This window comes from Spirillospora sp. NPDC047418 (genome assembly GCF_040643275.1).
Lineage (GTDB): Bacteria > Actinomycetota > Actinomycetes > Streptosporangiales > Streptosporangiaceae > Spirillospora.
Window position 1 is genome coordinate 15862 of the sequence record NZ_JBEYTW010000088.1, and the last position, 20532, is coordinate 36393.

Here is a 20532-nt window from a genome sequence, read left to right on the forward strand (position 1 = left end):
GGCGTAAAGAGGCACCACGCCGGATCAGCACGTCAACGGCACTGGGACGGACGAATGAGACCGCTGCGCACACCCCTGCTGCTCGGGGTTCTGGGCCTGACCGCATGGACCGGAACGGCGGCGGCCCACGCCGACGCCGCCTCCGCGACCGGCGCACAGGGCCAGACCCTCACCGTGTCCGCGACGTCCGGCCTGAAGGCCGACGGCGAGACGGTCACGGTGAGTGGCAAGGGCTTCGACACCCGCAAGGGCGTCTACGTCGTCTTCTGCAAGGACAACGGGCCCGGCAAGGCGCCGAGCCCGTGCGGCGGCGGCGCCGACACGGCGGGCTCCACGGGCGCGTCCCACTGGATCTCCGACAACCCGCCCCCGTACGGGCGCGACCTCGCCGTCCGCTACGGGGAGGGCGGCACGTTCAGCGTCACTCTCAACGTGTCGGCGAAGCTCTCCGGCACCGTCGACTGCGCGAAGACCCGGTGCGTGGTGGCCAGCCGCGCCGACCACACCCGCAGCCAGGACCGCACGCAGGACGTCCGCGTCCCCGTCACCTTCGACGAGGGCGGGATCCCGGTCGCGGTGTGGGCCGGCGGCGCGGCCGCCGCCGTCGTGGTCGCGGGCGGGGCCTTCCTCGTCCTCCGCCGCCGTCGGGACGCCGGGGACGCCAGGTGAACCTCGTACGACCGCGCGTCCTCGGCGTGTGCGCCGCCTTGGCCGGGCTGCTGGTGAGCGGCTGCGCCGCCGGTACGGCCTCCGCCGGGAAGTCCGCCGCCGACCCGGTCGCGGGCTGCGGGCCGTCCACGGTCGAGGTCGGCCGCGACGTGGCGCCGATCGGGCCGGAGCCCGAGCCGAGACTGCCCGCCACGGTGGAGTCCGCGGACGGGAGGAAGGTCACCGTCCGCAGTGCGGACCGCATCCTCGCGCTCAACATGTACGGCTCGCTCGCCGAGATCGTCTACAGCCTGGGGCTCGGAAAGCACATGGTCGGCCGGGACGCCTCCACCACGTTCGAGGGCACCGCGCATTTGCCGCTCGTGACCACCAACGGCCACGACCTGTCCGCCGAGGCGATCCTGCGGCTGGACCCGACCGTCGTCCTCGCCGACGCCGGGATCGGGCCGCCCGAGGCGATGGAGCAGCTGCGCGCGGCGGGCGTCCCCGTCGTCCTCATCGGCGACGACCAGACGCTGCCCGCGATCGGCGGGCACGTCACGGCGGTCGCCGGGGCACTGGGCGTCCCGGCGGCGGGCCGGAAGCTGCGCGCCCGGATCGACGGCGAGATCAAGGCGGGACGCGACACCGCCGCGGCCTCGGCCGCGCCGCTGCGCATCGCCTTCCTCTACCTGCGCGGGACCGCCGGCGTCTACCTCATCGGCGGCAAGGGCGCCGGGTCGGACGCGCTGATCGAGGCGATCGGCGCCGTGGACGCCGGGACGGAGGCCGGGCTGTCCGGCTTCCGGCCGCTGACCAGCGAAGGCATGATCAACGCGGCGCCCGAGGTGATCCTCGTCCTGACCAAGGGCCTGGAGTCGGTCGGCGGCGTCGGCGGGCTGGTCGGGCTGCCCGGCGTCGCGCAGACCCCGGCCGGCCGCAACAGGCGGGTGGTGGACGCCGACGACGGCAGCCTGCTGACGTTCGGCCCCCGCACCGGCGCGACCATCGAGGCCCTCGCCGCCGCCGTCTACCGGCCGTGCGCGCCATGACCGCCGTCCAGGAGAAGGCGGGCGTCCCGGCGGCGTCCGGCGCCGCCAAGCGCCCGGCGCGGCTGCGCGGGACGCTGCTCATCGGCGGGCTGGCCGCCGCGCTCGTGGTGACGGTCATCGCGGGGGCGAGCCTCGGGCAGGTCAACATCCCGCCCGCCGAAGTGCTCGGCTCCATCGCGCACCGGCTCGGGCTGGACATCGGGCCCATGCCGTCCGGGCCGCAGGCCGACAACGCGCTGTGGGTCGTCCGCTTCCCCCGCGTCGTGCTCGCCGTCGTCACCGGCGCGGCGCTGGGCTGCGGCGGCGCGATGATGCAGGGCATCTTCGGCAACCCGCTCGCCGAACCCGGCGTGATCGGGGTGTCGTCGGGCGCCGCGACCGGCGCCGCCACCGTGATCGTGTTCGGGCTGACCGCGTTCGGCGACTGGACGGTCGTCCTCGCCGCGTTCGCCGGCGGGCTGGCGACCACGCTGCTGGTCTACGCGGTGTCGCGGTCCGGCGGGCGCACCGAGGTGGTCACGCTGCTGCTCACCGGCATCGCGGTGAACGCGGTCACCTCCGCCGCGCTCGGCCTGCTCATGTTCGCCTCGGGCAACGACGCGCTGCGGGCCATCACGTCCTGGCAGCTCGGCAGCCTCGCGTCCGCGACCTGGCCCGCCGTCGCGGCCGTCGCACCGTGCGCCGCCGCCGGCATCGCGATCGCCTACGCCTGCGCCCGCCGCCTGGACGTCCTGGCGCTCGGCGAGCGGCCCGCCCGGCAGCTCGGCGTGGACGTGGAGCGGCTGCGCTTCACCGGCATCGCGGTCATCGCCCTCACCACCTCGGCGGCGGTGGCGTTCAGCGGGATCATCGCGTTCATCGGGCTGGTCGTCCCGCACCTGGTGCGGATGGCGGCGGGGCCGGGGCACCGCGTCCTGCTCCCGGCGTCCGCGCTCGGCGGCGCGGTGCTCGTCGTCGTCGCCGACGTGGTGGCCCGGACGTCCATCGCCTACCAGGAACTCCCGCTCGGCGTGCTGACGTCGCTGGTCGGCGGGCCGTTCTTCTTCTGGCTGCTGCGCCGGACCCGGACCCGAGCCGGGGGCTGGCAGTGATCGCGCTGCGCCGCCGGGTGCGCCTCCCCGAGCCGTCCGAGCCCGGCTCGGTGGCGCTCGCCGCGCACGGCGTCACCGTCCAGCGGGACGCCCGGACCGTCCTGGACGGCGTCGACCTGGAGGTGCGGCACGGCGAGACCCTCCTGCTCGTGGGGCCCAACGGCGCGGGGAAGTCGACCCTGCTGGCGGCGCTGACCGGCGACCTGCGCCCGTCGGCCGGGCAGGTCGCCCTCCACGGCCGCCCGCTCGGCGCGTGGACGGCGCGCGAGCAGGCCATGCGGCGGGCGACGCTGCCGCAGCATCACGCCCTCGCGTTCGCGTTCACCGTCGCCGAGGTCGTCCGGATGGGCCGCAGCCCCTGGGCGGGCACCGGCCTGGAGGACGAGGACGACGCCGCCGTGGCGCGGGCCATGCGCGACGCCGACGTCGCCGTGTTCGCCGACCGGCCCTTCCCTGCCCTGTCCGGCGGCGAGCAGGCGCGGGCGGCGCTCGCCCGCGTGCTGGCCCAGCGCGCGGGGACGCTGCTGCTCGACGAGCCGACCGCCGCCCTCGACATCCACCACCAGGAGCAGGTGTTCGCCCTGCTGCGGGACGAGGCGGCGCGCGGGCGCGCCGTCATCGCCGTCGTCCACGACCTGGACCTCGCCGCCGCCTACGCCGACCGGGTCGCGGTCCTTGCGCACGGCCGGATCGCGGCCTGCGGCCCGCCCCGGCACGTCCTCACGACCGAGCTGCTCAGCGAGGTCTACCGGCACGGCATCGAGGTCCTTCCCCACCCCCGCACGGCCCGTCCGCTCGTCCTGCCGGAACGCCCACCGGCGCCCCACAGCAAGGAGACCCCATGACCCCGGAACCCATGACCCTGAACGCCACCCGGGAACGCTTCTCGGCCCGCCTCCGGACCGCCACCCGTCCCGACCACGGCGACACCGAGCAGACGGCGTACATGACCGCCCTGCTGGAGGGGCGGCTCACCCGCGACCAGTACGCCGCCCTGATCGGGCAGCTGCACTTCGTCTACGACGTCCTCGAAGAGGCCGCCGACCGCATGCGCGGCGACGAGGTCGCGGGCCGGTTCGACCTGCCCGTCCTCCGCCGCCGCGCCGGGCTCCAGTCCGACCTGGCGTTCTACTACGGGCCGGACTGGACGGAGCGCGTCCGCCCCAACGACGCGACACGCCGCTACTGCGACCGCATGCGCGAGGTCTGCTTCGACTGGCCCGCCGGCTTCGTCGCGCACCACTACACCCGCTACCTCGGCGACCTGTCCGGCGGCCAGGTCATCGGCGCGCGGATCGCGCGGACCTACGGGCTGACCGGCGACGACGGCGTCCGCTTCTACCGCTTCGACGGCAGGCCGAAGCAGCTCAAGGACCGCTACCGCGACCTCCTCGACACCGTCCCGTGGGACGAGCCCGAACAGGACCGCGTCATCGACGAGGTGCGCCTCGCCTACCGCCTCAACGCCGCCCTGGCCGCCGCCCTGGACGAGGCGATCCGATAATTCCGATTGACTAAGTAGGGAATCCTCGCCATGCTGGTCGCATGCACTCCGACCCCTCTCTGTGGACGCGGCCGCACGTCGATCTGGGACGGCTGGCCGGTGGCCTGTGTCGCCCCGGCGCGCACGGCGGCCGCATCCGACGAGTCACGAGAGGGAATCCGGCACATGACGACCACCACCACCGGGCGGTCCGCCGCCCTGGCCGCGACGGCGGCGGAGCTGGCCGAGCACCGCGACGCGTGGCTGCCGCGCGTGCGGCTCAGCCCGCGGGGCCGCTGGTACGAACGCCTGCACCGCGACGGTGACCGGGAGATCTGGCTGATCAGCTGGCTGCCCGGCCAGAGCACCGGGCTGCACGACCACGGCGGCTCGCGCGGCGCGTTCGCGGTGGCGCTGGGCGCCCTGGAGGAGGACGACCTGAGCGCGGTGCGGACGGTCACGGCGGGCCGTCCGCGCGCGTTCGGGCCCGAGTACCTGCACGAGGTCCGCAACGTCTCGGCGGCCCCGGCGGTCAGCGTGCACGTGTACTCGCCGCCGCTCGCCGCGATGAACCGCTACGACCTCGTGGACGGCCGTCCGGTGCGCCGGTCCACCGAGACGGCCGGGCAGTGGTGACCCGGCCCTAGCGGGGCCGCGCCGTTTGCCCCGGCTTCCGGCCGGGTACTCGGGATGCCTGGTCGGTCTCGGGTTACGGCAGGTCGGAGGAGCGGGCGGTGGGGATTCCGGGGATGTCGCTGGCCAGGACGGCGCTCTCCGTGCCGGTCGCGGCGGCGGACACGGCGTCGAGACTGGCCCTCCACGGCGCGGCGCTCGGAGCGCGCACGACCGCCGCCGGGGTGCGCACCACGGCGCGGGCCGCCGCGGGCGCCGCCCACGGGATCGGCGACCTCGGCACGGGCGTGCGCCGGGCGGCCGGCTCCGTTGCGGTCCTCGCCGCCGGGGGACCCGCCCGGCGGGTGTGGGCGCACGGTGGGCGGGCGCACATCCAGGCGAAGGGCCTGTCGGGCGGCGGGCCGCGGCACCGGCGGTACGCGCGGGCGCTGACCGAGGCGCTGCGGCGCGTGGACGGCGTCCGCTGGGCGGAGGTCAACGCGGTCGCGGGCCACGTCCTCGTCTCCTACGCGCAGGGCTCGGTGGACCTGGACTCCCTCGTCCAGGCCGTCCAGGAGGTGGAGGACGCCCACCGGCCCGGCGGCTTCGACGACTCCGCGCACGCCCGCCGGCCGGACGACGAGATGGCGCGGACGGCCGCGGTGACGGCGCTGGCGACCGACTGTGCGGGCGCCGCGGCGGCCCTGGCCGGCCGGCTGCTGCTCCTGCCGCCGGTGCCGAGCCCGGTGCGCGCGGCGGTGGCGCTGGCCGACTCGGTCCCGCAGCTGCGGTCCGCGCTGGAGCGGCGGCTCGGCGGGCTCCGCGCCGACGCCCTGCTCGGCGCGGCCAACGCGATCGTCCAGGGGGCCGGGCAGGGCGTCGCGCCGGTGGCCACCGACGCCGTGCACCGCGCCTTCCAGCTGCACGAGATCCGGGCGCGCCGCGACGCGTGGCGGCGCCGGGAGCCGCAGCTGGCGGTGGCGGGCCGCCTGCCGCAGGACTGCGGCACCCCCGCGGAGCGGCCGTGCCCGCTGCCGGACGGGCCGGTGGAGCGGGCCGCGAACCGCACCGCGCTGGCCGACCTGCTCGGGGCCGCCGGCGTCATGGCCGGCACCCACGACCCGTCCGCCGTCGCCGAGATGCTGCTCGCGACGGTGCCGAAGGCGGCGCGGTCCGGCCGCGAGGCGTTCGCCGCCGTGCTGGGGCACGACCTCTCCCGCCGCGGCGTGGTCGTCCTGGACCCCGGGGCCCTGCGCCGGCTCGACCGGGTCGACGCGGTCGTCATCGACTCCGCGGTGCTGTGCGACGGGGAGCCGCGGCTGCTGTCGGCGGTCTCCACGAGCGGCGCGCTGGACGACGCGGACGTGTGGCGGCTCGCCGGCGGAGTGCTCGCCGGGTACGGCCGCGACGACCTCGCGCGGCCGGGGCCGTGGCCGCAGCGGCCCGAGCCCGGCCGGCCGGGGGCGGGATGGCGGCTGGAGCGGGCGGCCGACGCGCCGTCCGCCGGCCCCGCCGACCCGGACGGCGTCACCCTCGACCTGCTCGACGACGGGGGCGTGCGGTGCGGCCGGATCCGGGTCGGCTGCTCGCTGGACCGCCTCGCCGAGGCGCTGCTGTCGGCGGCGCACGAGGCGGCCGACGTGGTCGTCCTCACCGAGCACGCCAGCACCAGGGAACTGCTCGCCTGGGGCGACGACACCCCCACGGCCGTCGCGGACCTGGCGCGGTCGGTGCGGGAGCTGCAGGAGGAGGGGCACGGGGTCCTCGCCATCGCCTCCGGCCAGGACGAGGCGCTCGACGCGGCCGACGTCGGGGTCAGCGTCCTGCGCGGGCACGGGCTGGCCGACTGGCGCGCCGACCTCGTCTGCGGGCCCGGCCTGGCCGAGGCGTGGCGGCTGCTGACGGCCGTCCCGTTCGCCCGGCGCGCCGCCCACCGGTCCGCGCAACTCGCGCTGAGCGCGTCCGCGCTGGGCGCGCTGCTGATCGTCGGACGGCGCCGCCGCCGCATCGGACCGGGGAGGCTGCGCCGCCTCACCGGCTCCTGGCAGGACGTCCCGCCCGTCCACGCCGCCGCGCTGTCGGCGATGCTGGCGAACGCGCTGAGCGCCCGGCGGCTGAACCACCGCCCGCTGCCGCCGCCCATCGTCCGGGACGCCTGGCACGTCTTCACCGCGGACGAGGCGTACCGGCGGCTGGTCCCCGGCGCGGCCGGGCAGGCGGAGGCGCCGCCGCCGCGCCGGCCCGCGACCGGCCCCGCCGGGACGCTGCTGCGCCTCGCCGCCGCCGTCCGGCAGGAGCTCGACGACCCGCTGACGCCGATCCTCGCGCTCGGCGCGGCGGCCTCGGCGGTGATCGGCTCCAGCGTGGACGCGGCGCTGGTCGCCGCCGTCATGACCGGCAACGCCCTCATCGGCGGCGCCCAGCGGATGCGGGCCGAGCGCGCCCTCGGGGAGCTGATGCTGGGCCAGCGGATCCAGGCCCGGCGGGTGTCGGCGGTGCCGCGGCCGCCGGCCGGCGAGCCGGACTTCGCGCGGCTCCGCAACGCCGGAAGCGACCGGGTGACCGCCGACCGCCTGTGCACCGGCGACCTCGTCCTGCTGCGCTCGGAGGACGTCGTCCCGGCGGACGCCCGGCTGCTGTGGGCCGAGTCGCTGGAGGTGGACGAGGCCACGCTGACCGGCGAGTCCGTCCCCGTCGACAAGAGCGTCGAGCCGTCCCCCGGCGCCGACCCCGCCGACCGGCACTGCATGGTCTACGAGGGGACCACGGTCGTCGCGGGCAGCGCCGTCGCCCTCGTCGTCGCCACCGCCGACGCCACCGAGACCGGACGGGCCGCCGCGCTCGCCGGAGCCGCCGACACCTCCGCCAGCATGCAGGCGCGGCTGGCCGAACTCACCCACCAGGCCCTGCCCGCGACCGCGCTCGGCGGAGCGGCCGTCACCGTGCTCGGCACGCTGCGCGGCCTGCCGCTGCGCCGGGCCCTGGAATCGGGGGTCGCGGTCGCCGTCGCCGCCGTCCCCGAGGGGCTGCCGCTCGTCGCCACGGCCTCGCAGCTCGCCGCCGCCCGGCGGCTGTCCGGCCTCGGCGTGCTCGTCCGCTCCACCCGCGCCCTGGAGGGGCTCGGCCGGGTCGACACCCTGTGCTTCGACAAGACCGGCACCCTCACCGAGGGCCGGCTCCGCCTCGTCCGCGCGGCCGGGCCGGCCCGCCCGCTGCCGCTCACCGGCGACGAGGGCCGCCGCATCCTGCGGACCGCCGCGCGCGCCTGCCCGCCGCCCGGCGGCCGGAAGGCCCCGCACGCCACCGACCGGGCCGTGCTGGACCGCGCGGCGACCCTGCCGCCCGACGGCCGGTGGCGGCTGGACGAGGAACTGCCCTTCGAGACCACCCGCGGCTTCTCCGCCTCCCTCGGGCACGACGGCGACCGCGCGGTCATCGCGGTCAAGGGCGCGCCCGAGGTCCTGCTGGCCAAGTGCTCCCGGATCCCCGCGCGGTCCGGGGCGGACGCGCCGCTCACCGCCGCCCGGCGGCGGGCCGCCGCCGCGGCGGTCCGGCGGCTGGCCGGGCAGGGCCTGCGCGTCCTCGCCATCGCCGAGCGGGCCGTCCCCGACCCGGTGGCCGCGCCGCGCGGCGAGCTCGCCGACCGCGTCGCCGACCTCACCCTGCTCGGCTTCGTCGGCATCGCCGACCCGCCGCGCCCCACCGCGCAGGAGGCGGTGCAGCGGCTGCACGAGGCGGGCGTGCGGGTCACCATGATCACCGGCGACCATCCCGACACCGCCGCGGCCGTCGCCGCCGAACTCGGCATCCCGGACGCCGACCGGGTCGTCACCGGCGCCGAGCTCGACGCGATGCCCGCCGCCGACCGGGTCCGGGCCGTCGAGCGCGCCGCGGTCTTCGCCCGGGTCTCGCCCGCCCACAAGGTCCGCATCGTGCGGGACCTGCGCAAGGCCGGACGGGTGGTGGCGATGACCGGCGACGGCGCCAACGACGCCGCCGCCATCCGCCGCGCCGACGTCGGCATCGCGGTCGCCGGCCGCAGCTCCGGCGCCGCCCGCTCCGCGGCGGACCTCGTCCTCACCGCGCCCGACACCGCGCTCATCCTGGACGCGCTGCGCGAGGGCCGCGCCCTGTGGCACAGCGTGCGCGACGCCACCGCGATCCTCGTCGGCGGCAACGCGGGGGAGGTGGCCTTCACCGTCCTCGGCACGGCCCTCGGCGGGCGGGCGCCGCTCAGCACCCGCCAGCTCCTGGTCGTCAACATGCTGACCGACATGCTGCCGTCGCTCGCCGTGGCGATCACCCCGGCCGCCCCCGGGCCGGACGCCGCGCCCCCGCTCGGCGCGGCGCCCGTCCGCGGGTTCACCGGGCAGGACATGGGCCGGGTCCTGGCCGTGCGCGGCACCGCCACCGCGGCCGCCGCCCTGGCCTCCTGGCACATCGGCCGGCTCGGCACGATCGTCCCGGGCGGCCGCGCCTCCACGATGGGCCTGGCCGCCCTGGTCGGCGCCCAGCTCGGCCAGACCCTCATCGCCCGCTGGCACAGCCCCCTCCTGCTGGCCACCTGCGCGGTCTCGGCCGCCGCGCTGTTCGCCATCGTCGAGACGCCGGGCATCAGCCAGTTCTTCGGCTGCACCCCGCTGGGCCCGGGCGCCTGGACGGTGGTGATCCTCTCCGCGGCGGCCGCGACGGTCGCCGCCGCCGTGGCCCCCCGCCTCCTCCCGTCCACTACCGGCCGCGATCACGATCAGAGGGTCGGCCCCACCGGCCATCCGGACATGTGTGCCACTTAGCGCGGTCGCAGCGCTCCTGATCATGGCTCGGCCATGGACGGAGGCTGACGGCGCCAAGATCGGCACCCTCGACACCCGCGCCTCGTCCACCGCCAACCGCCGGCTCACCCGGGGCCGCACCTGGACGGCCAGCGGCAAGCACACCATCAAGATCGTCGTGGCCGGCACCAAGGGCCGCCCCAAGGTGGGCATCGACGGCCTCATCTACCTCCGCTGACGGGGAAGAGGCGCGCATGCGGGCCCCGTCGTGGCGGCGTGATCAGATCAACGGCCGGCGGGGGAGCGGAGGCCCAGTTCGGCGAGGACCGCCCAGCCGCTGGACTGGGTGATCTCCACCTGGACGGCGTCGATCGGGGTGCCGGGACCGACCCGGAACCAGGTGAGGTCGTCGCCGTAGCGGATCCGGTCGTCGAGGTCGCCGACGGTCCGCCAGGTGCCGTCCGGGGTGCGCACCCTGATCGTCGCCGCTTCGGCGTAGCCGGGCTTGAGGGCGACGCCGGCCTCTGCCACGCGGCGCGGCCCATCGAAGGTGACGGTGTACCGGGCGGGTGCCGCGCCGGCCTTCCAGGCGGCGTCGTAGTAGCCGACCACGCCGTCGATCGGGCCGGCCGGTCCCACGTTCGGGCGGCCGGGGGAGGTGTAGGTGAGATCGGTGTCGACGGTGAGGCGGCCCGCGGCGTGCAGCGCGGCCAGGTCGACGCGGCGCGGGTCGACGGGCTCGTCGCGGATGCCGGCCACGTCGACGAAGTCGCCGACCAACTGCCGCTTGGCGGAGTCGAAGCCGAGGACGAGGACCCGGCCGGGACGGACCTCGGCGACGGCGGGGTTGGCCTGGTCGCCGGTCCCCGAGTCGTACACCAGCTCACGCGGCGCGCCGGTCCACGAGCGGCCGGGGTCGCGCAGGACGGCGCCGACGGTGCCGCGCCGCTCGGTGAAGTGCCCGGAGAGGTCGCCGTAGGCGAGGAAGACGTCACCGTTCCGCAGGACCTCGGTATGGGCCGAGGAGGTCACGAGGTCGATCTCGGCGGGTGCCGTCCAGGTGCGTCCGCCGTCGTGCGACCAGGACTCCTGGGAGTTGACCGCGCCCATCGTGGAGGCCGCCGTCCCGACGCGCAGCAGGGCGTGGACCGTCCCGTCCGGCAGGACGGTGAGCACCGGCTCCTGGTAGTGGGTGCCCTGCGCGGACGCGATCAGCGACTCGGTGCCCGCGTGCCACGACGCACCGCCGTCCAGGCTGCGCACCACGGTGGCGCGCTGCCAGCGGTCGTCGGGGACGGTGCCGTACAGCGGGACGATCAGCTCGCCGGAGGGCAGCTCCTTGATCTGCCCGTGGCTCGCCGCCCAGCCCAGCTCGTAGGTGTCGACGATGTCGGACTCGCCGCTCAGCGAGGTCTCCACCGCGACCGGCTCCGACCAGGTGGCGCCGCCGTCGTCGCTGTGCCGGACGAACACCCCCATCGGCTCGGCCGGTGAGACCGAGTAGTCGATCTGGAACCAGCTCAGCAGCAGCCGGCCGGACCGCAGCTGCGTGATCATCGGGTCGCGGTCGTCGTAGCGGGAGTCGTGCACGGTCTGCGGCGCCGACCAGGTGCGGCCGCCGTCCGTGCCGGTCAGCATCAGCAGCCGGCCGTCCTGCCCGGTGTGGCCGGTGCCCTCGCGGGCCACCGCGACGAGGGACCCGTCGTTCAGCCGCTCCATGTTCGGGAAATGCAGTTTCTTGCCCGGCGCGGCCTGGGCCACGATCACGTCGGGCCGGTCCGGGGACGAGGGAATGGACGGGGCCGCGTGCGCCACGGCGCCGGAGAATCCGAGCGCGAGCAGTGCGGTCAGGGCGATGGCGGTACTTCGACGGAGTCGCATAGTTCCCGGATGCAACACGGAATACCATTCCATGTCAACGCTCGCAGCGCATTCAATAGCGCGCTTCGATCGGATGGCTGGCCACCGCCCGGTCGCCGTCCACGAAATGCAGTGCGCTCCACATGTTGGTGGTGCCGCAAGCGTGGTTGGGGACGATCCGGAGTAGGTCGCCGACCCGGAGGCCGGACGTTCCCGGGCCGGTCAGGTAGCCGTGCTCCTCGTTTCCGGCGGTGAAGTCGATGCCCTCCAGGGGGCGGCCGGACGGGTCGCAGACGATGCCCAGGATTCCGGCGGTCGCGATGGTGTCGGAGCTCATCGCCTTGATGCCCGCGTCGATGATGACGGTTCCGGGGCGCTGGGCGCTCGTGACGCGGGTCAGGACGGTCTGCGCGCACTGCTCGATCCGGGCGCTCCCCAGGCCGACCTGGTTGGCGTCGAAGTACACGTAGGTACCGGGGCGGGCTTCGGTGACTCCGGCGGCGAACGGCGCGGACGTGGCGCCGGGTGTCGAGCCGACCGAGACCAGCGGGCATGCGTGGCCTTCGGCGCGCAGGGCTTCGGCGACCTGTACCAGGGTGCGTCCGGCCAGGTCGCCCGCCGCCTCCAGACCGGCGCGGTCGGGGCCGTGCGCGGCCAGGTGGCCCTCGTGGGTGAGGACGCCCCGCAGCTCCAAAGCGGGCAGGGCGGTGAGTGCGGCGGCGGCCGCAACGGCGCGGCCGGGGTCGACGCCGGCTCTGTGCAGGCCCGTGTCGACCTCCAGCACGAAGGGGACGGCGACGCCGGCGGAGGCGGCCGCCGCCGCGAGCGGTTCCGCCGCTTCGAGGGAGTCGAGCGCGATGGTCAGCCCGCCTCGGGCCAGGGCCCGGACGGCGAAGGCGACCTTGGCGGGGCCGACCGGCTGGTGCGCCCACAGGACGTCGCCGACGCCCTCGTCCTGGAGCAGCTCGACCTCGGCCGGGGTGGCGCAGGTGAAGCCGATCGCGCCGTGGGCGAGCTGGCGGCGCGCGACCGCGAGGCACTTGGAGGTCTTGAAGTGCGGGCGCAGCGCGACCCCGGCGGCGCCGATCGCGGCGGACATGGCGGCCAGGTTGGCCTCCATGCGGGCTTGGTCGACGAGGAGCGCGGGCGTGGGCAGCGAGTCGAGGGCCGTCATGCGAGGCCCATCTGCGGTCGCGGGTCGCCGTCCAGCAGCCACTCGACGGTCTCCTTCCTGATCTCGGGGAAGCCGGACGGGCGCCGCCCGACCATCTCGCGCAGCCCGGCGACGGCCTCGGCGGGCGTCCAGAGCGGGAAGTCGGAGCCGAACACGAGCTTGTCGACCACGTCCCACTCCTGCGCGCGGGCCAGCGCCAGGTAGCCGTCCATCGGGCGGGCCCAGGACGCCGACACGTCGGAGTACACGCGGCGGTTCTTGCGCAGCGTCACGATCGTCTCGCGCTGCCACGGGTGCCCGAGGTGCGCGATGATCTGCACCAGGTCCGGGTGCCGGCGGGCGACGTCGTCCACGACCAGCGGGTTGCTGACCGACAGGTCCCCGGCCGGGCTCGGGGTGGCGCCCATGTGCCACAGGACGACCAGACCCGCGCCGGCCGCGGCCCGGTAGAACGGGTCGTGGCGGGTGTCGCGCGGGTCGAACAGCGCCAGCACCGGGTACAGCTTGATGCCGCGCAGCCCGCGCGCGACGCCGTCGGCGAGCTGGTCGAGGACGTCCGGGTCGGTGGGGTCGAGCGCCATGAACCCGATCGTCTCGGTGGCGGTCTCCGCGCAGAACTCCTCGGTGTGGGCGTTCGGCGTGAGGACCCCGGCGGCGGTGGCGCGGATGCCGAACACGCACGCGGCCGTCACGTCCGCCATGGCGCGGTCGTAGTCGGCGGCGGTGAACGCGTGGGCGCCGCGCCCGTAGACGGGCTTCCAGTGGTCGTCCCACTCGTGGCCCCAGTGCTCGGGCCGCTGGCAGTGGGTGTGGAAGTCGATCAAGAATCCTCCCGGGGACGGGGCGGGTCGGCGCGCGGGGACGAGCGCAGGGACGAGCGCAGGAACTCCAGGGCGGCGACGACGTCGGCGTCGGCCGCGAGGCCGGCCGCGGCGGCGCGCAGCAGGTCCAGGTAGCGGTCGCGGCGGTCGCCGTCGAACTCGGCGGACGGCCCGGACACGCTGAGCGCGGCGACGCAGGCGCCGTCCACCTCGACCGGCGCGGCGACGCAGCGCAGGCCGACGCTGCCCTCGTTGTCGTCCAGGGCGTGGCCGCGCTCGGCGGTGGCGCGCAGCTCGGCGGCCAGCGCGGCGACGGTCGTCAGCGTGTGCTCGGTGCGGGCGGGGAACGGCTCGGGCGGCAGGTGCGGGGCGAGGTCGGCCGGGTCGAGCCCGGCGAGCAGCATCTTGCCGAGCCCGGTGCAGTACGCGGCGTCGCGGGTGCCGGGCGTGGTGTGGAAGCGGATCGGCCGGTCGGGTTCGCGGACGCACACGTGCAGGACCTCGCGCCCGTCCAGCACGCCGAGGTTGGCGGTCTGCCCGGTCGCGTCGGCGACCTCGGCGAGGTGCCCGCCCGCGACCTGGGACAGGTCCAGCCCGGTCAGGTACGCGGTCGACAGGGTGAGGGTCTTGTGGCCGAGCCGGTAGGCGGGGCGCTCGTCGGCGCGGACCACGTACCCCATCTCCTCCAGGACGGCGAGGAGCCGGACGAGCGTGCTCTTCGGCAGCCCGGTGCCGGTGGAGAAGTCGTTCAGGGTGAGCGTGCCGCCGCGCGCGGCGAGCCGTTCCAGCAGTGCCAGGCCGCGGGCGAGCGCGTTGGCGTGGTAGTTGGCCGCCGCGGGCCGGTCGTCGTCCACGTTGCGGCGGCGGGCCGCGGGACGTGTCCCGGACCCCGTCCCTCGGGCTGTTTCCATGGGTGCCTCGTCTCCGTTCGGGGAAAGCGCGGTGCAAGGGATGCGCGTTCAGGGGATACGGAGGATCTCGCCGGGCCGGGCGCCGCCGTGCGCGCCGTCCTCGACCACGGTCCGGCCGCCGACGACGACCGCGGAGATCCCCTCCGGATACCGCTGTGGTGCTGTGAACGTAGCCCGATCGGCGATACGGCCGGGGTCGAAAACGACGATGTCGGCGGCGGCCCCGCCGCGCAGCACCCCGCGCCCGGCGAGCCCGGCCCGCTCGGCGGCGGCGGACGTGCATTTGCGGACGGCCTCGGCGATCCCGATCCGGCCCGTCCGGACGTACTCGGCGAACAGCCGCGGATAGCAGCCGAACGAGCGGGGATGCGGCGTGCCGTGCCCGGTGGGGCCGTCCGGGTCGAGGGCCTGGCCGTCGGACCCGATGACGCCGGCGGGATGCGCGAGCGCGTCGGCGAGGTCGCGCTCGCTGCGCCCGCCCGCCACCATCTGCACGCCGTTGCCGTGCTCGGCGACCAGGTCGAGGGCGACCTCCGGCGGGTCGGTGCCCGCGTCGGCGGCGAGATCGGGCAGGGTGCGCCCGCCGACGGCGATGTCGTCCCACGCGTTCGGCATGCCGCGCCACGCGTCCCGGACGCGGGCGCGGACGGCGGGCTCGGTGAGCCGGGCCCGCATCGGCCCCTCGCCGCCCTCCTGCGCCCACGCGGGCAGCAGCTGCGACAGCGGCGCGTTCCCGGCCAGGTAGGGGTAGATGTCGAAGGCGACGTCCAGGCCGGCGTCCCGCGCGGCGTCGATCAGCTCCAGCGCCCGCGCGACCGAGCCGTGGTTGCGCCGCCCGACCGCGACCAGGTGCGAGACCTGGGTGCGGCAGCCCGTCACCGCCGCGACCCGCAGCGCCTGCCGGACGGAGTCGAGCAGCCCGTCGGCGTAGTCGCGGACATGCCAGGCGAACAGCCTCCCGTGCGCGGCGGCGGTGCGGCCGAGCGCCTCCAGCTCGTCCTCGCGGGCGTAGCAGACGGGCGCGTAGACCAGGCCGGTGGAGACGCCGGCGGCGCCCGCCGCGAGCGCGTCGCCGAGCAGGCCGCGCATCCGGTCGAGCGCGGCGGCGCCGGCCGGACGGTCGCCGAACCCGACGGCCGCCGCGCGCAGCGGCGTGTGCGCGACGAGCGCCGCCACGTTCACCGACGGGCGCGCGGCGTCGAGCGCGGCGAGGTAGCCGGGCAGATCGCTCCAGTCCCAGCGGACGGACGGGTCCAGGTCCAGGTATCCGGCGGCGGCGCGCAGGGCCTCACGGTGGTCGCGGGGGGCACGGGGGCCTTCGGACGGGGCGGCGGCGATGGGCGTGACTCCGAGGCCGCAGTTGCCGACGACGACGGTCGTGATGCCCTGCCGCACGGCGCTGTGCGCCCGCGGGTTCGACAGCAGCGTCAGGTCGGAATGGGTGTGGACGTCCACGAACCCGGGCGCCACGACCTGCCCGGACGCGTCGATCGCCCGCGCGGCGGAACGTCCCGCCAGGTCGCCGATCGCCTCGACCCGGCCGCCCTCGACGGCGACGTCGGCGCGGCGCGGCGCCGCCCCGGTGCCGTCGACGAGCGTCCCGCCGGTGATGAGCAGGTCCGTCATGGCGTGCGCAGCCGGAACGTGGCCTGCACCTCGACCGGGCTGCCGGTCGGCAGCGCGGCGACGCCGAGCGCGACCCGCGCGTGCCGTCCGGCATCGTCGCCGAACACCTCGGTGAACAGGGCCGTCGCCGCGTCCGCGACCAGATGCTGGTCGGTGAACCCCGGCGCGGACGCCACCCACACCGACACGGTCTCGACATGGTCCACGGCGCCGAGCCCGGACAGCTCGTCCCGGACGGCGGTCAGGACGTTGCGGGCGCACTGCCGCGCGCAGGAACGGGCCGCGTCGAGCGACACGCCGTCACCGACGCGCCCCTCGGCGATCAGTCTCCCGTCGCGGGCGGCGACCTGCCCGGAGGCGATCAGGACGGCACCGGAACGGCGTACGGCGGCGACGGGCGGCCGTCCCCCCGCGGGGCCCGGCTCCAGGGGAGAGGCGTCCAGCCGCTGGTCTGCGTCGTGCACTATCGCTCCTCGGGGTCAGGCGGTGGCCAGCACGTCGGCCGGCTCGGCGAAGTGGCAGGCGGCCGGATGGCCGACGCCGTCGCGGTCGGTGAGCGCCGGCGTCTCGGTGGCGCAGATGTCCCGCGCCTTCCAGCAGCGGGTCCGGAACCGGCACCCCGACGGCGGGTCGATCGGGCTCGGCACGTCCCCCGTCAGCATGATGCGCTCCCGGCCCTCGCGGGCGCCGGGGCGCGTGCGCGGCACGGCCGACAGCAGCGCCTGCGTGTACGGGTGCGCCGGGCTGCGGAAGATCTCGTCCCGGGTGCCGCGCTCCACGATCGTCCCGAGGTACATCACCGCGATCTCGTGCGAGACGTGCCGCACCACCGACAGGTCGTGCGAGATGAACAGGTACGCCACGCCCAGCTCGCGCTGCAGTTCCCGCAGCGTGTTGACGACCTGCGCCTGGATCGACACGTCCAGCGCGCTGACCGGCTCGTCCAGCACGAGGACCTTCGGGCCGAGGGCGAGCGCGCGGGCGATCCCGATGCGCTGCCGCTGCCCGCCGGAGAACTCGTGCGCGTACCGGCGGGCGTGCGCCGGCGCGAGCCGCACCATGTCGAGCAGCCCGGCGACGCGCTCGGGGCCGCCGTCGTCGTAGCGGCCCTGCACGCGCAGCGGCTCGGCGATGATGTCGTGGACGGTCATCCGCGGCGACAGCGACGCGTACGGGTCCTGGAACACCAGCTGCAGGTCGCGGCGCAGCGCGCGCAGCTCGGCGCCGCGGACGCCGGTGACGTCCCGCCCGGCCACGACGATCCGCCCGGCGGTGGGCTGCAGGAGCCGCACCACCATCCGTCCCGTGGTCGTCTTGCCGCAGCCGGACTCGCCGACCAGGCCCAGGGTGCGCCCGGTCGGCAGCGAGAAGTCGACGCCGTCGACCGCGTGGACGCTGCCGGTCTGCAGGCGCAGCGGCCCCGACCGCACGGGGAAGTGCTTGGTGAGGCCGGTGACGCCGAGGACCTCCTCCGGCTGCGCCCGATCCGGCCGCGCCGCGTCAAGCTCGGTCATCGCTCTCCTCCTCGGCCATCTCGTCGTGGAAGTGGCAGGCGCTCGCCCGCCCCGGCCCGGACTGGGTCAGCTCCGGACGCTCCACCAGGCACCTGTCCCGCGCCATCGGGCAGCGGGGCGCGAACGCGCACCCCTGCGCGACCTCGCCCGGCAGCGGCGGCGACCCGGGGATCGGGGTCAGCTCGCCGGCGTCGCCGTCCAGCGACGGCAGGCTGTCCAGCAGCCCCCGCGTGTACGGGTGCCGGGGCGCGTCGAAGATCGCCGCGACGGTGCCGTGCTCGACGACCCGGCCCGCGTACATCACCACGACCCGGTCGGCCAGCTCGGCGACCACCCCGAGGTCGTGCGTGATGAGCACGGTGGCGGCGCCGGTCTCCCGCCGGGTCAGCCGCAGCAGGTCCAGTACCTGCGCCTGGACGGTCACGTCCAGCGCGGTCGTCGGCTCGTCCGCGATCAGCAGGTCGGGGTCGTTGGCGATGGCCATCGCGATCATCGCGCGCTGCCGCATCCCGCCGGAGAACTCGTGCGGGTACTGCCTCAGCCGCCGCTCCGCGCCGGGCACCCCGACGAGGGCCAGCAGTTCGGCGGCCCGCTCGCGCGCCGCGGCCCGCGACAGGCCCGGCTGGTGCAGCCGCAGCGCCTCGCGGATCTGCGCGCCGACCGTGACGACCGGGTTCAGCGCGGTCATCGGATCCTGGAAGATCATCGCGATCCGGCCGCCGCGCAGTCTGCGCAGCTCGCGCGGGCGCATCGCGCGCAGGTCGGACCCGTCGAACACGACCCGGCCCGAGACGACCCGGCCCGGCGGCCGGATCAGCCCGAGCGCGGACATCGCGGTGACGCTCTTGCCCGATCCCGACTCGCCGACGACGCCGAGCGTCTCGCCGGGCGCGACCGTGTACCCGGCGCCGTCCACGGCCCGGACGGTCTCCTCGTCGCCCGCGAACTCGACGACCAGGTCCTCGATCTCCAGCAGCGGCCCGCTCTCGGGCCCCGGCTTCGTGAGCGCGGTCATGTGCGTCCTCCCGGAGTGACGGCGTCGCGGAGGCCGTCCCCGACGAAGTTGACGGCGAGGACCGTCACCGCGATCGCGATGCCCGGCGGGATCCACAGCCACGGCATCGTCTGGATCAGCGTCAGGTTCTGCGCGTCGTTCAGCATGTTCCCCCAGCTGGCCTGCGGCGGCCGGACGCCGAGCCCGAGGAAGGACGCGGTGGTCTCCAGCATGATCGCCTGCGCGACGGCGAGGGTGCCGGTCACCGTGACCGGCGCCAGCGCCGCCGGGACGATGTGCGTGCGGATCAGCCACCACGCGTTCGCCCCGGACGCCTCGGCGGCCTGGATGTACTCGCGGTCGCGCAGCGACAACGTCACCCCGCGCACCACCCGGCCCGCGACCGGCCACTGCGTCAGCCCGATCGCGACGATCAGCACGGTCACGCTCGGCCCGACGATCCCGGCGAGCACCAGGATGACCACCACGGTCGGGAACGACATCACGATGTCGGCGATCCGCATGATCACGCTGTCCACGATGCCGCCGAACAGCCCCGCGACCGAGCCGAACAGCGTGCCGACGAGGACGGCGCCGAGCGCGGCGGCGAGCCCGACCAGCAGCGACACCCGCCCCGCGTGCAGGGTGCGGGCGAACACGTCGCGGCCGGAGGTGTCGGTGCCGAACCAGTGCGCGCCGGACGGCCCCTGCCGCACCGCGTCCAGGTCGACCGCGTTCGGGTGCGCGGCGATCCACGGTGCCAGCAGCGACGCCAGCACCACCGCGCCGAGCACGACGCTCCCGGCGACGGCGAGCCGGTTGCGCCGGAACCGCCGCACCGCCCGCGCCCGGGGCGACGCCGACGCGGCCGGCTCCCGGCCGGCGGGCGCCTTCTCCAGCGGAACCCTCGTCGCGGTCATCGCAGGCTCACTCTCGGGTCGACGACGGCGTACAGGACGTCCGCGATCAGGTTGCACAGCAGCACCAGCACCGCCACGTACAGCGCGAACCCGACGATGACCGGGTAGTCGTGCTGGCCGATCGAGCTGACCGCGAGCTGCCCCATGCCGGGCCAGGCGAAAACCTGCTCGATCACCACCGCGCCCGCCAGCATCTGCGGGATCTGGTACATCACCACCGTGATCAGCGGGATCAGCGAGTTGCGCAGCGCGTGCCGCAGCACCACCCGGGCCCGCGACGCGCCCTTGGCCTCGGCCGTCCGGACGTAGTCGGCGCCGAGCTCGTCCACCAGGCCGCCGCGCACGTAGCGGGTGAACGGCCCGGCGGTGACGAACGCAAGGATCAGCCCCGGCAGGACCAGGTGGCGGAGCTGGTCGGCGGGACCACCGCCGCCCGGCGTGGTCATCCCGGCCGACGGCAGCACCCCCCATTTCAGGGAGAACAGGTAGATCCCGACGATGCCGAGGAAGAACGGCGGCACCGACACCGCGGCCAGGCCGAGGACGGTGGCGCCGTAGTCGATGGACGTGTTGCGGCGCACCGCGGCGGCCACGCCGAGCGCCACCGACACCACCAGCGCGACCGCGAGGGCGGCGCCCATCAGCTGCAGCGTCGGCCCGAGCCGCTCGCCGAGCACCGCCGACACGGGCCGGTGCCCGACGTAGGAGTAGCCGAAGTCGCCGTGCAGCGCCCCCGACAGCCAGCTCCCGTACTGGACGACGATCGACCGGTCGAGGCCCAGCTCGTGCCGCTTGGCCTCGATGAACGCCTGGCCGCCGCCGCGCATCTGCTCGGGGTCGACCATCATGCGGACCGGGTCGCCGGGCGCGACCCGCACCAGCACGAAGATCCCGACGCTGATCAGCAGGAACACGAACGCGTTCACCAGCAGGCGCCGGATGACGTAGGCCGCCACGCCTCACCTCCTCTCGTCGATGGCGGCCGGGCCGGGGGCGCCCCCCCCCCGCCCCCCCCCGCGCCACGCCCCAGGCCCAATCAAGCTACAGGCAACCC

General features: G+C 76.0%; 18 protein-coding genes. 8 read left to right on the plus strand and 10 right to left on the minus strand.

The window, feature by feature from the left end:
- Positions 1-54: 54 nt before the first annotated feature.
- The 8 genes from ABZ806_RS35780 to ABZ806_RS35815 all read left to right on the plus strand — a co-directional run bounded on the left by ABZ806_RS35780 (position 55) and on the right by ABZ806_RS35815 (position 9896).
- Positions 55-669 (plus strand): neocarzinostatin apoprotein domain-containing protein, encoded by a 615-nt coding sequence (locus ABZ806_RS35780; protein ID WP_500222212.1) that lies wholly within the window; start codon positions 55-57, stop codon positions 667-669.
- The gene (locus tag ABZ806_RS35785; RefSeq protein ID WP_500222214.1) at positions 666-1700 is read left to right on the plus strand and encodes a heme/hemin ABC transporter substrate-binding protein; all 1035 of its coding nucleotides are present in this window, start codon (positions 666-668) and stop codon (positions 1698-1700) included. Before ABZ806_RS35780 ends, ABZ806_RS35785 begins: the two co-directional genes overlap by 4 nt.
- Positions 1697-2791, plus strand: coding sequence for a FecCD family ABC transporter permease (locus ABZ806_RS35790; protein WP_500222267.1), 1095 nt, complete (start codon positions 1697-1699; stop codon positions 2789-2791). The genes ABZ806_RS35785 and ABZ806_RS35790 overlap by 4 nt, the downstream gene beginning before the upstream one ends.
- Positions 2788-3636, plus strand: a complete 849-nt coding sequence (locus tag ABZ806_RS35795) for a heme ABC transporter ATP-binding protein (RefSeq protein ID WP_500222217.1) — start codon at positions 2788-2790, stop codon at positions 3634-3636. Before ABZ806_RS35790 ends, ABZ806_RS35795 begins: the two co-directional genes overlap by 4 nt.
- Positions 3633-4295 (plus strand): biliverdin-producing heme oxygenase, encoded by a 663-nt coding sequence (locus ABZ806_RS35800; RefSeq protein ID WP_500222221.1) that lies wholly within the window; start codon positions 3633-3635, stop codon positions 4293-4295. The genes ABZ806_RS35795 and ABZ806_RS35800 overlap by 4 nt, the downstream gene beginning before the upstream one ends.
- 165 nt (positions 4296-4460) lie before the next feature.
- Positions 4461-4910 carry a cysteine dioxygenase gene (locus ABZ806_RS35805; RefSeq protein ID WP_500222224.1) on the plus strand — a complete coding sequence of 150 codons (450 nt, stop codon included), beginning with the start codon at positions 4461-4463 and terminating at the stop codon, positions 4908-4910.
- Between the two features lie 98 nt (positions 4911-5008).
- Positions 5009-9679 (plus strand): HAD-IC family P-type ATPase, encoded by a 4671-nt coding sequence (locus ABZ806_RS35810; protein ID WP_500222228.1) that lies wholly within the window; start codon positions 5009-5011, stop codon positions 9677-9679.
- 22 nt (positions 9680-9701) lie between these two features.
- A complete protein-coding gene (locus tag ABZ806_RS35815) occupies positions 9702-9896 on the plus strand; it encodes a hypothetical protein (RefSeq protein WP_500222232.1) in 195 nt (64 codons plus the stop codon).
- A gap of 47 nt (positions 9897-9943) precedes the next feature.
- Here the strand turns inward: ABZ806_RS35815 and ABZ806_RS35820 are convergent, their stop codons facing one another.
- From ABZ806_RS35820 to ABZ806_RS35865, 10 genes are read right to left on the minus strand one after another with little or no spacing between them, the layout of a single operon-like run.
- Positions 9944-11539, minus strand: coding sequence for a sialidase family protein (locus ABZ806_RS35820; RefSeq protein ID WP_500222235.1), 1596 nt, complete (start codon positions 11537-11539; stop codon positions 9944-9946).
- 52 nt (positions 11540-11591) lie between these two features.
- Positions 11592-12692 (minus strand): alanine racemase, encoded by a 1101-nt coding sequence (locus tag ABZ806_RS35825; RefSeq protein WP_500222239.1) that lies wholly within the window; start codon positions 12690-12692, stop codon positions 11592-11594.
- Positions 12689-13516, minus strand: coding sequence for an amidohydrolase family protein (locus tag ABZ806_RS35830; protein ID WP_500222242.1), 828 nt, complete (start codon positions 13514-13516; stop codon positions 12689-12691). The genes ABZ806_RS35825 and ABZ806_RS35830 overlap by 4 nt, the downstream gene beginning before the upstream one ends.
- Positions 13513-14424, minus strand: a complete 912-nt coding sequence (locus ABZ806_RS35835; protein ID WP_500222245.1) for an IclR family transcriptional regulator — start codon at positions 14422-14424, stop codon at positions 13513-13515. Before ABZ806_RS35835 ends, ABZ806_RS35830 begins: the two co-directional genes overlap by 4 nt.
- Positions 14425-14472: 48 nt before the next feature.
- Positions 14473-16050 (minus strand): N-acyl-D-amino-acid deacylase family protein, encoded by a 1578-nt coding sequence (locus ABZ806_RS35840; protein WP_500222247.1) that lies wholly within the window; start codon positions 16048-16050, stop codon positions 14473-14475.
- Positions 16047-16514 (minus strand): RidA family protein, encoded by a 468-nt coding sequence (locus ABZ806_RS35845; protein ID WP_500222250.1) that lies wholly within the window; start codon positions 16512-16514, stop codon positions 16047-16049. Before ABZ806_RS35845 ends, ABZ806_RS35840 begins: the two co-directional genes overlap by 4 nt.
- 15 nt (positions 16515-16529) lie before the next feature.
- A complete protein-coding gene (locus ABZ806_RS35850) occupies positions 16530-17564 on the minus strand; it encodes an ABC transporter ATP-binding protein (protein ID WP_500222253.1) in 1035 nt (344 codons plus the stop codon).
- A complete protein-coding gene (locus ABZ806_RS35855; RefSeq protein ID WP_500222256.1) occupies positions 17551-18579 on the minus strand; it encodes an ABC transporter ATP-binding protein in 1029 nt (342 codons plus the stop codon). The genes ABZ806_RS35850 and ABZ806_RS35855 overlap by 14 nt, the downstream gene beginning before the upstream one ends.
- The gene (locus tag ABZ806_RS35860) at positions 18576-19478 is read right to left on the minus strand and encodes an ABC transporter permease (protein ID WP_500222260.1); all 903 of its coding nucleotides are present in this window, start codon (positions 19476-19478) and stop codon (positions 18576-18578) included. The genes ABZ806_RS35855 and ABZ806_RS35860 overlap by 4 nt, the downstream gene beginning before the upstream one ends.
- Complete coding sequence (locus ABZ806_RS35865; protein WP_500222263.1) at positions 19475-20434, minus strand: ABC transporter permease; 960 nt, start codon at positions 20432-20434, stop codon at positions 19475-19477. The genes ABZ806_RS35860 and ABZ806_RS35865 overlap by 4 nt, the downstream gene beginning before the upstream one ends.
- Positions 20435-20532: the final 98 nt, after the last annotated feature.

What these genes read in the sequence shown, in the direction of transcription:
- ABZ806_RS35840 (WP_500222247.1), bottom strand. Translation starts at nt 16,050, where the DNA reads ATGACGGACCTGCTCATCACCGGCGGGACGCTCGTCGACGGCACCGGG.
- ABZ806_RS35820 (WP_500222235.1), bottom strand. Translation starts at nt 11,539, where the DNA reads ATGCGACTCCGTCGAAGTACCGCCATCGCCCTGACCGCACTGCTCGCG.
- ABZ806_RS35860 (WP_500222260.1), bottom strand. Translation starts at nt 19,478, where the DNA reads ATGACCGCGACGAGGGTTCCGCTGGAGAAGGCGCCCGCCGGCCGGGAG.
- ABZ806_RS35805 (WP_500222224.1), top strand. Translation starts at nt 4,461, where the DNA reads ATGACGACCACCACCACCGGGCGGTCCGCCGCCCTGGCCGCGACGGCG.
- ABZ806_RS35780 (WP_500222212.1), top strand. Translation starts at nt 55, where the DNA reads ATGAGACCGCTGCGCACACCCCTGCTGCTCGGGGTTCTGGGCCTGACC.
- ABZ806_RS35825 (WP_500222239.1), bottom strand. Translation starts at nt 12,692, where the DNA reads ATGACGGCCCTCGACTCGCTGCCCACGCCCGCGCTCCTCGTCGACCAA.
- ABZ806_RS35850 (WP_500222253.1), bottom strand. Translation starts at nt 17,564, where the DNA reads ATGACCGAGCTTGACGCGGCGCGGCCGGATCGGGCGCAGCCGGAGGAG.
- ABZ806_RS35855 (WP_500222256.1), bottom strand. Translation starts at nt 18,579, where the DNA reads ATGACCGCGCTCACGAAGCCGGGGCCCGAGAGCGGGCCGCTGCTGGAG.
- ABZ806_RS35800 (WP_500222221.1), top strand. Translation starts at nt 3,633, where the DNA reads ATGACCCCGGAACCCATGACCCTGAACGCCACCCGGGAACGCTTCTCG.
- ABZ806_RS35790 (WP_500222267.1), top strand. Translation starts at nt 1,697, where the DNA reads ATGACCGCCGTCCAGGAGAAGGCGGGCGTCCCGGCGGCGTCCGGCGCC.
- ABZ806_RS35815 (WP_500222232.1), top strand. Translation starts at nt 9,702, where the DNA reads ATGGCTCGGCCATGGACGGAGGCTGACGGCGCCAAGATCGGCACCCTC.
- ABZ806_RS35835 (WP_500222245.1), bottom strand. Translation starts at nt 14,424, where the DNA reads ATGGAAACAGCCCGAGGGACGGGGTCCGGGACACGTCCCGCGGCCCGC.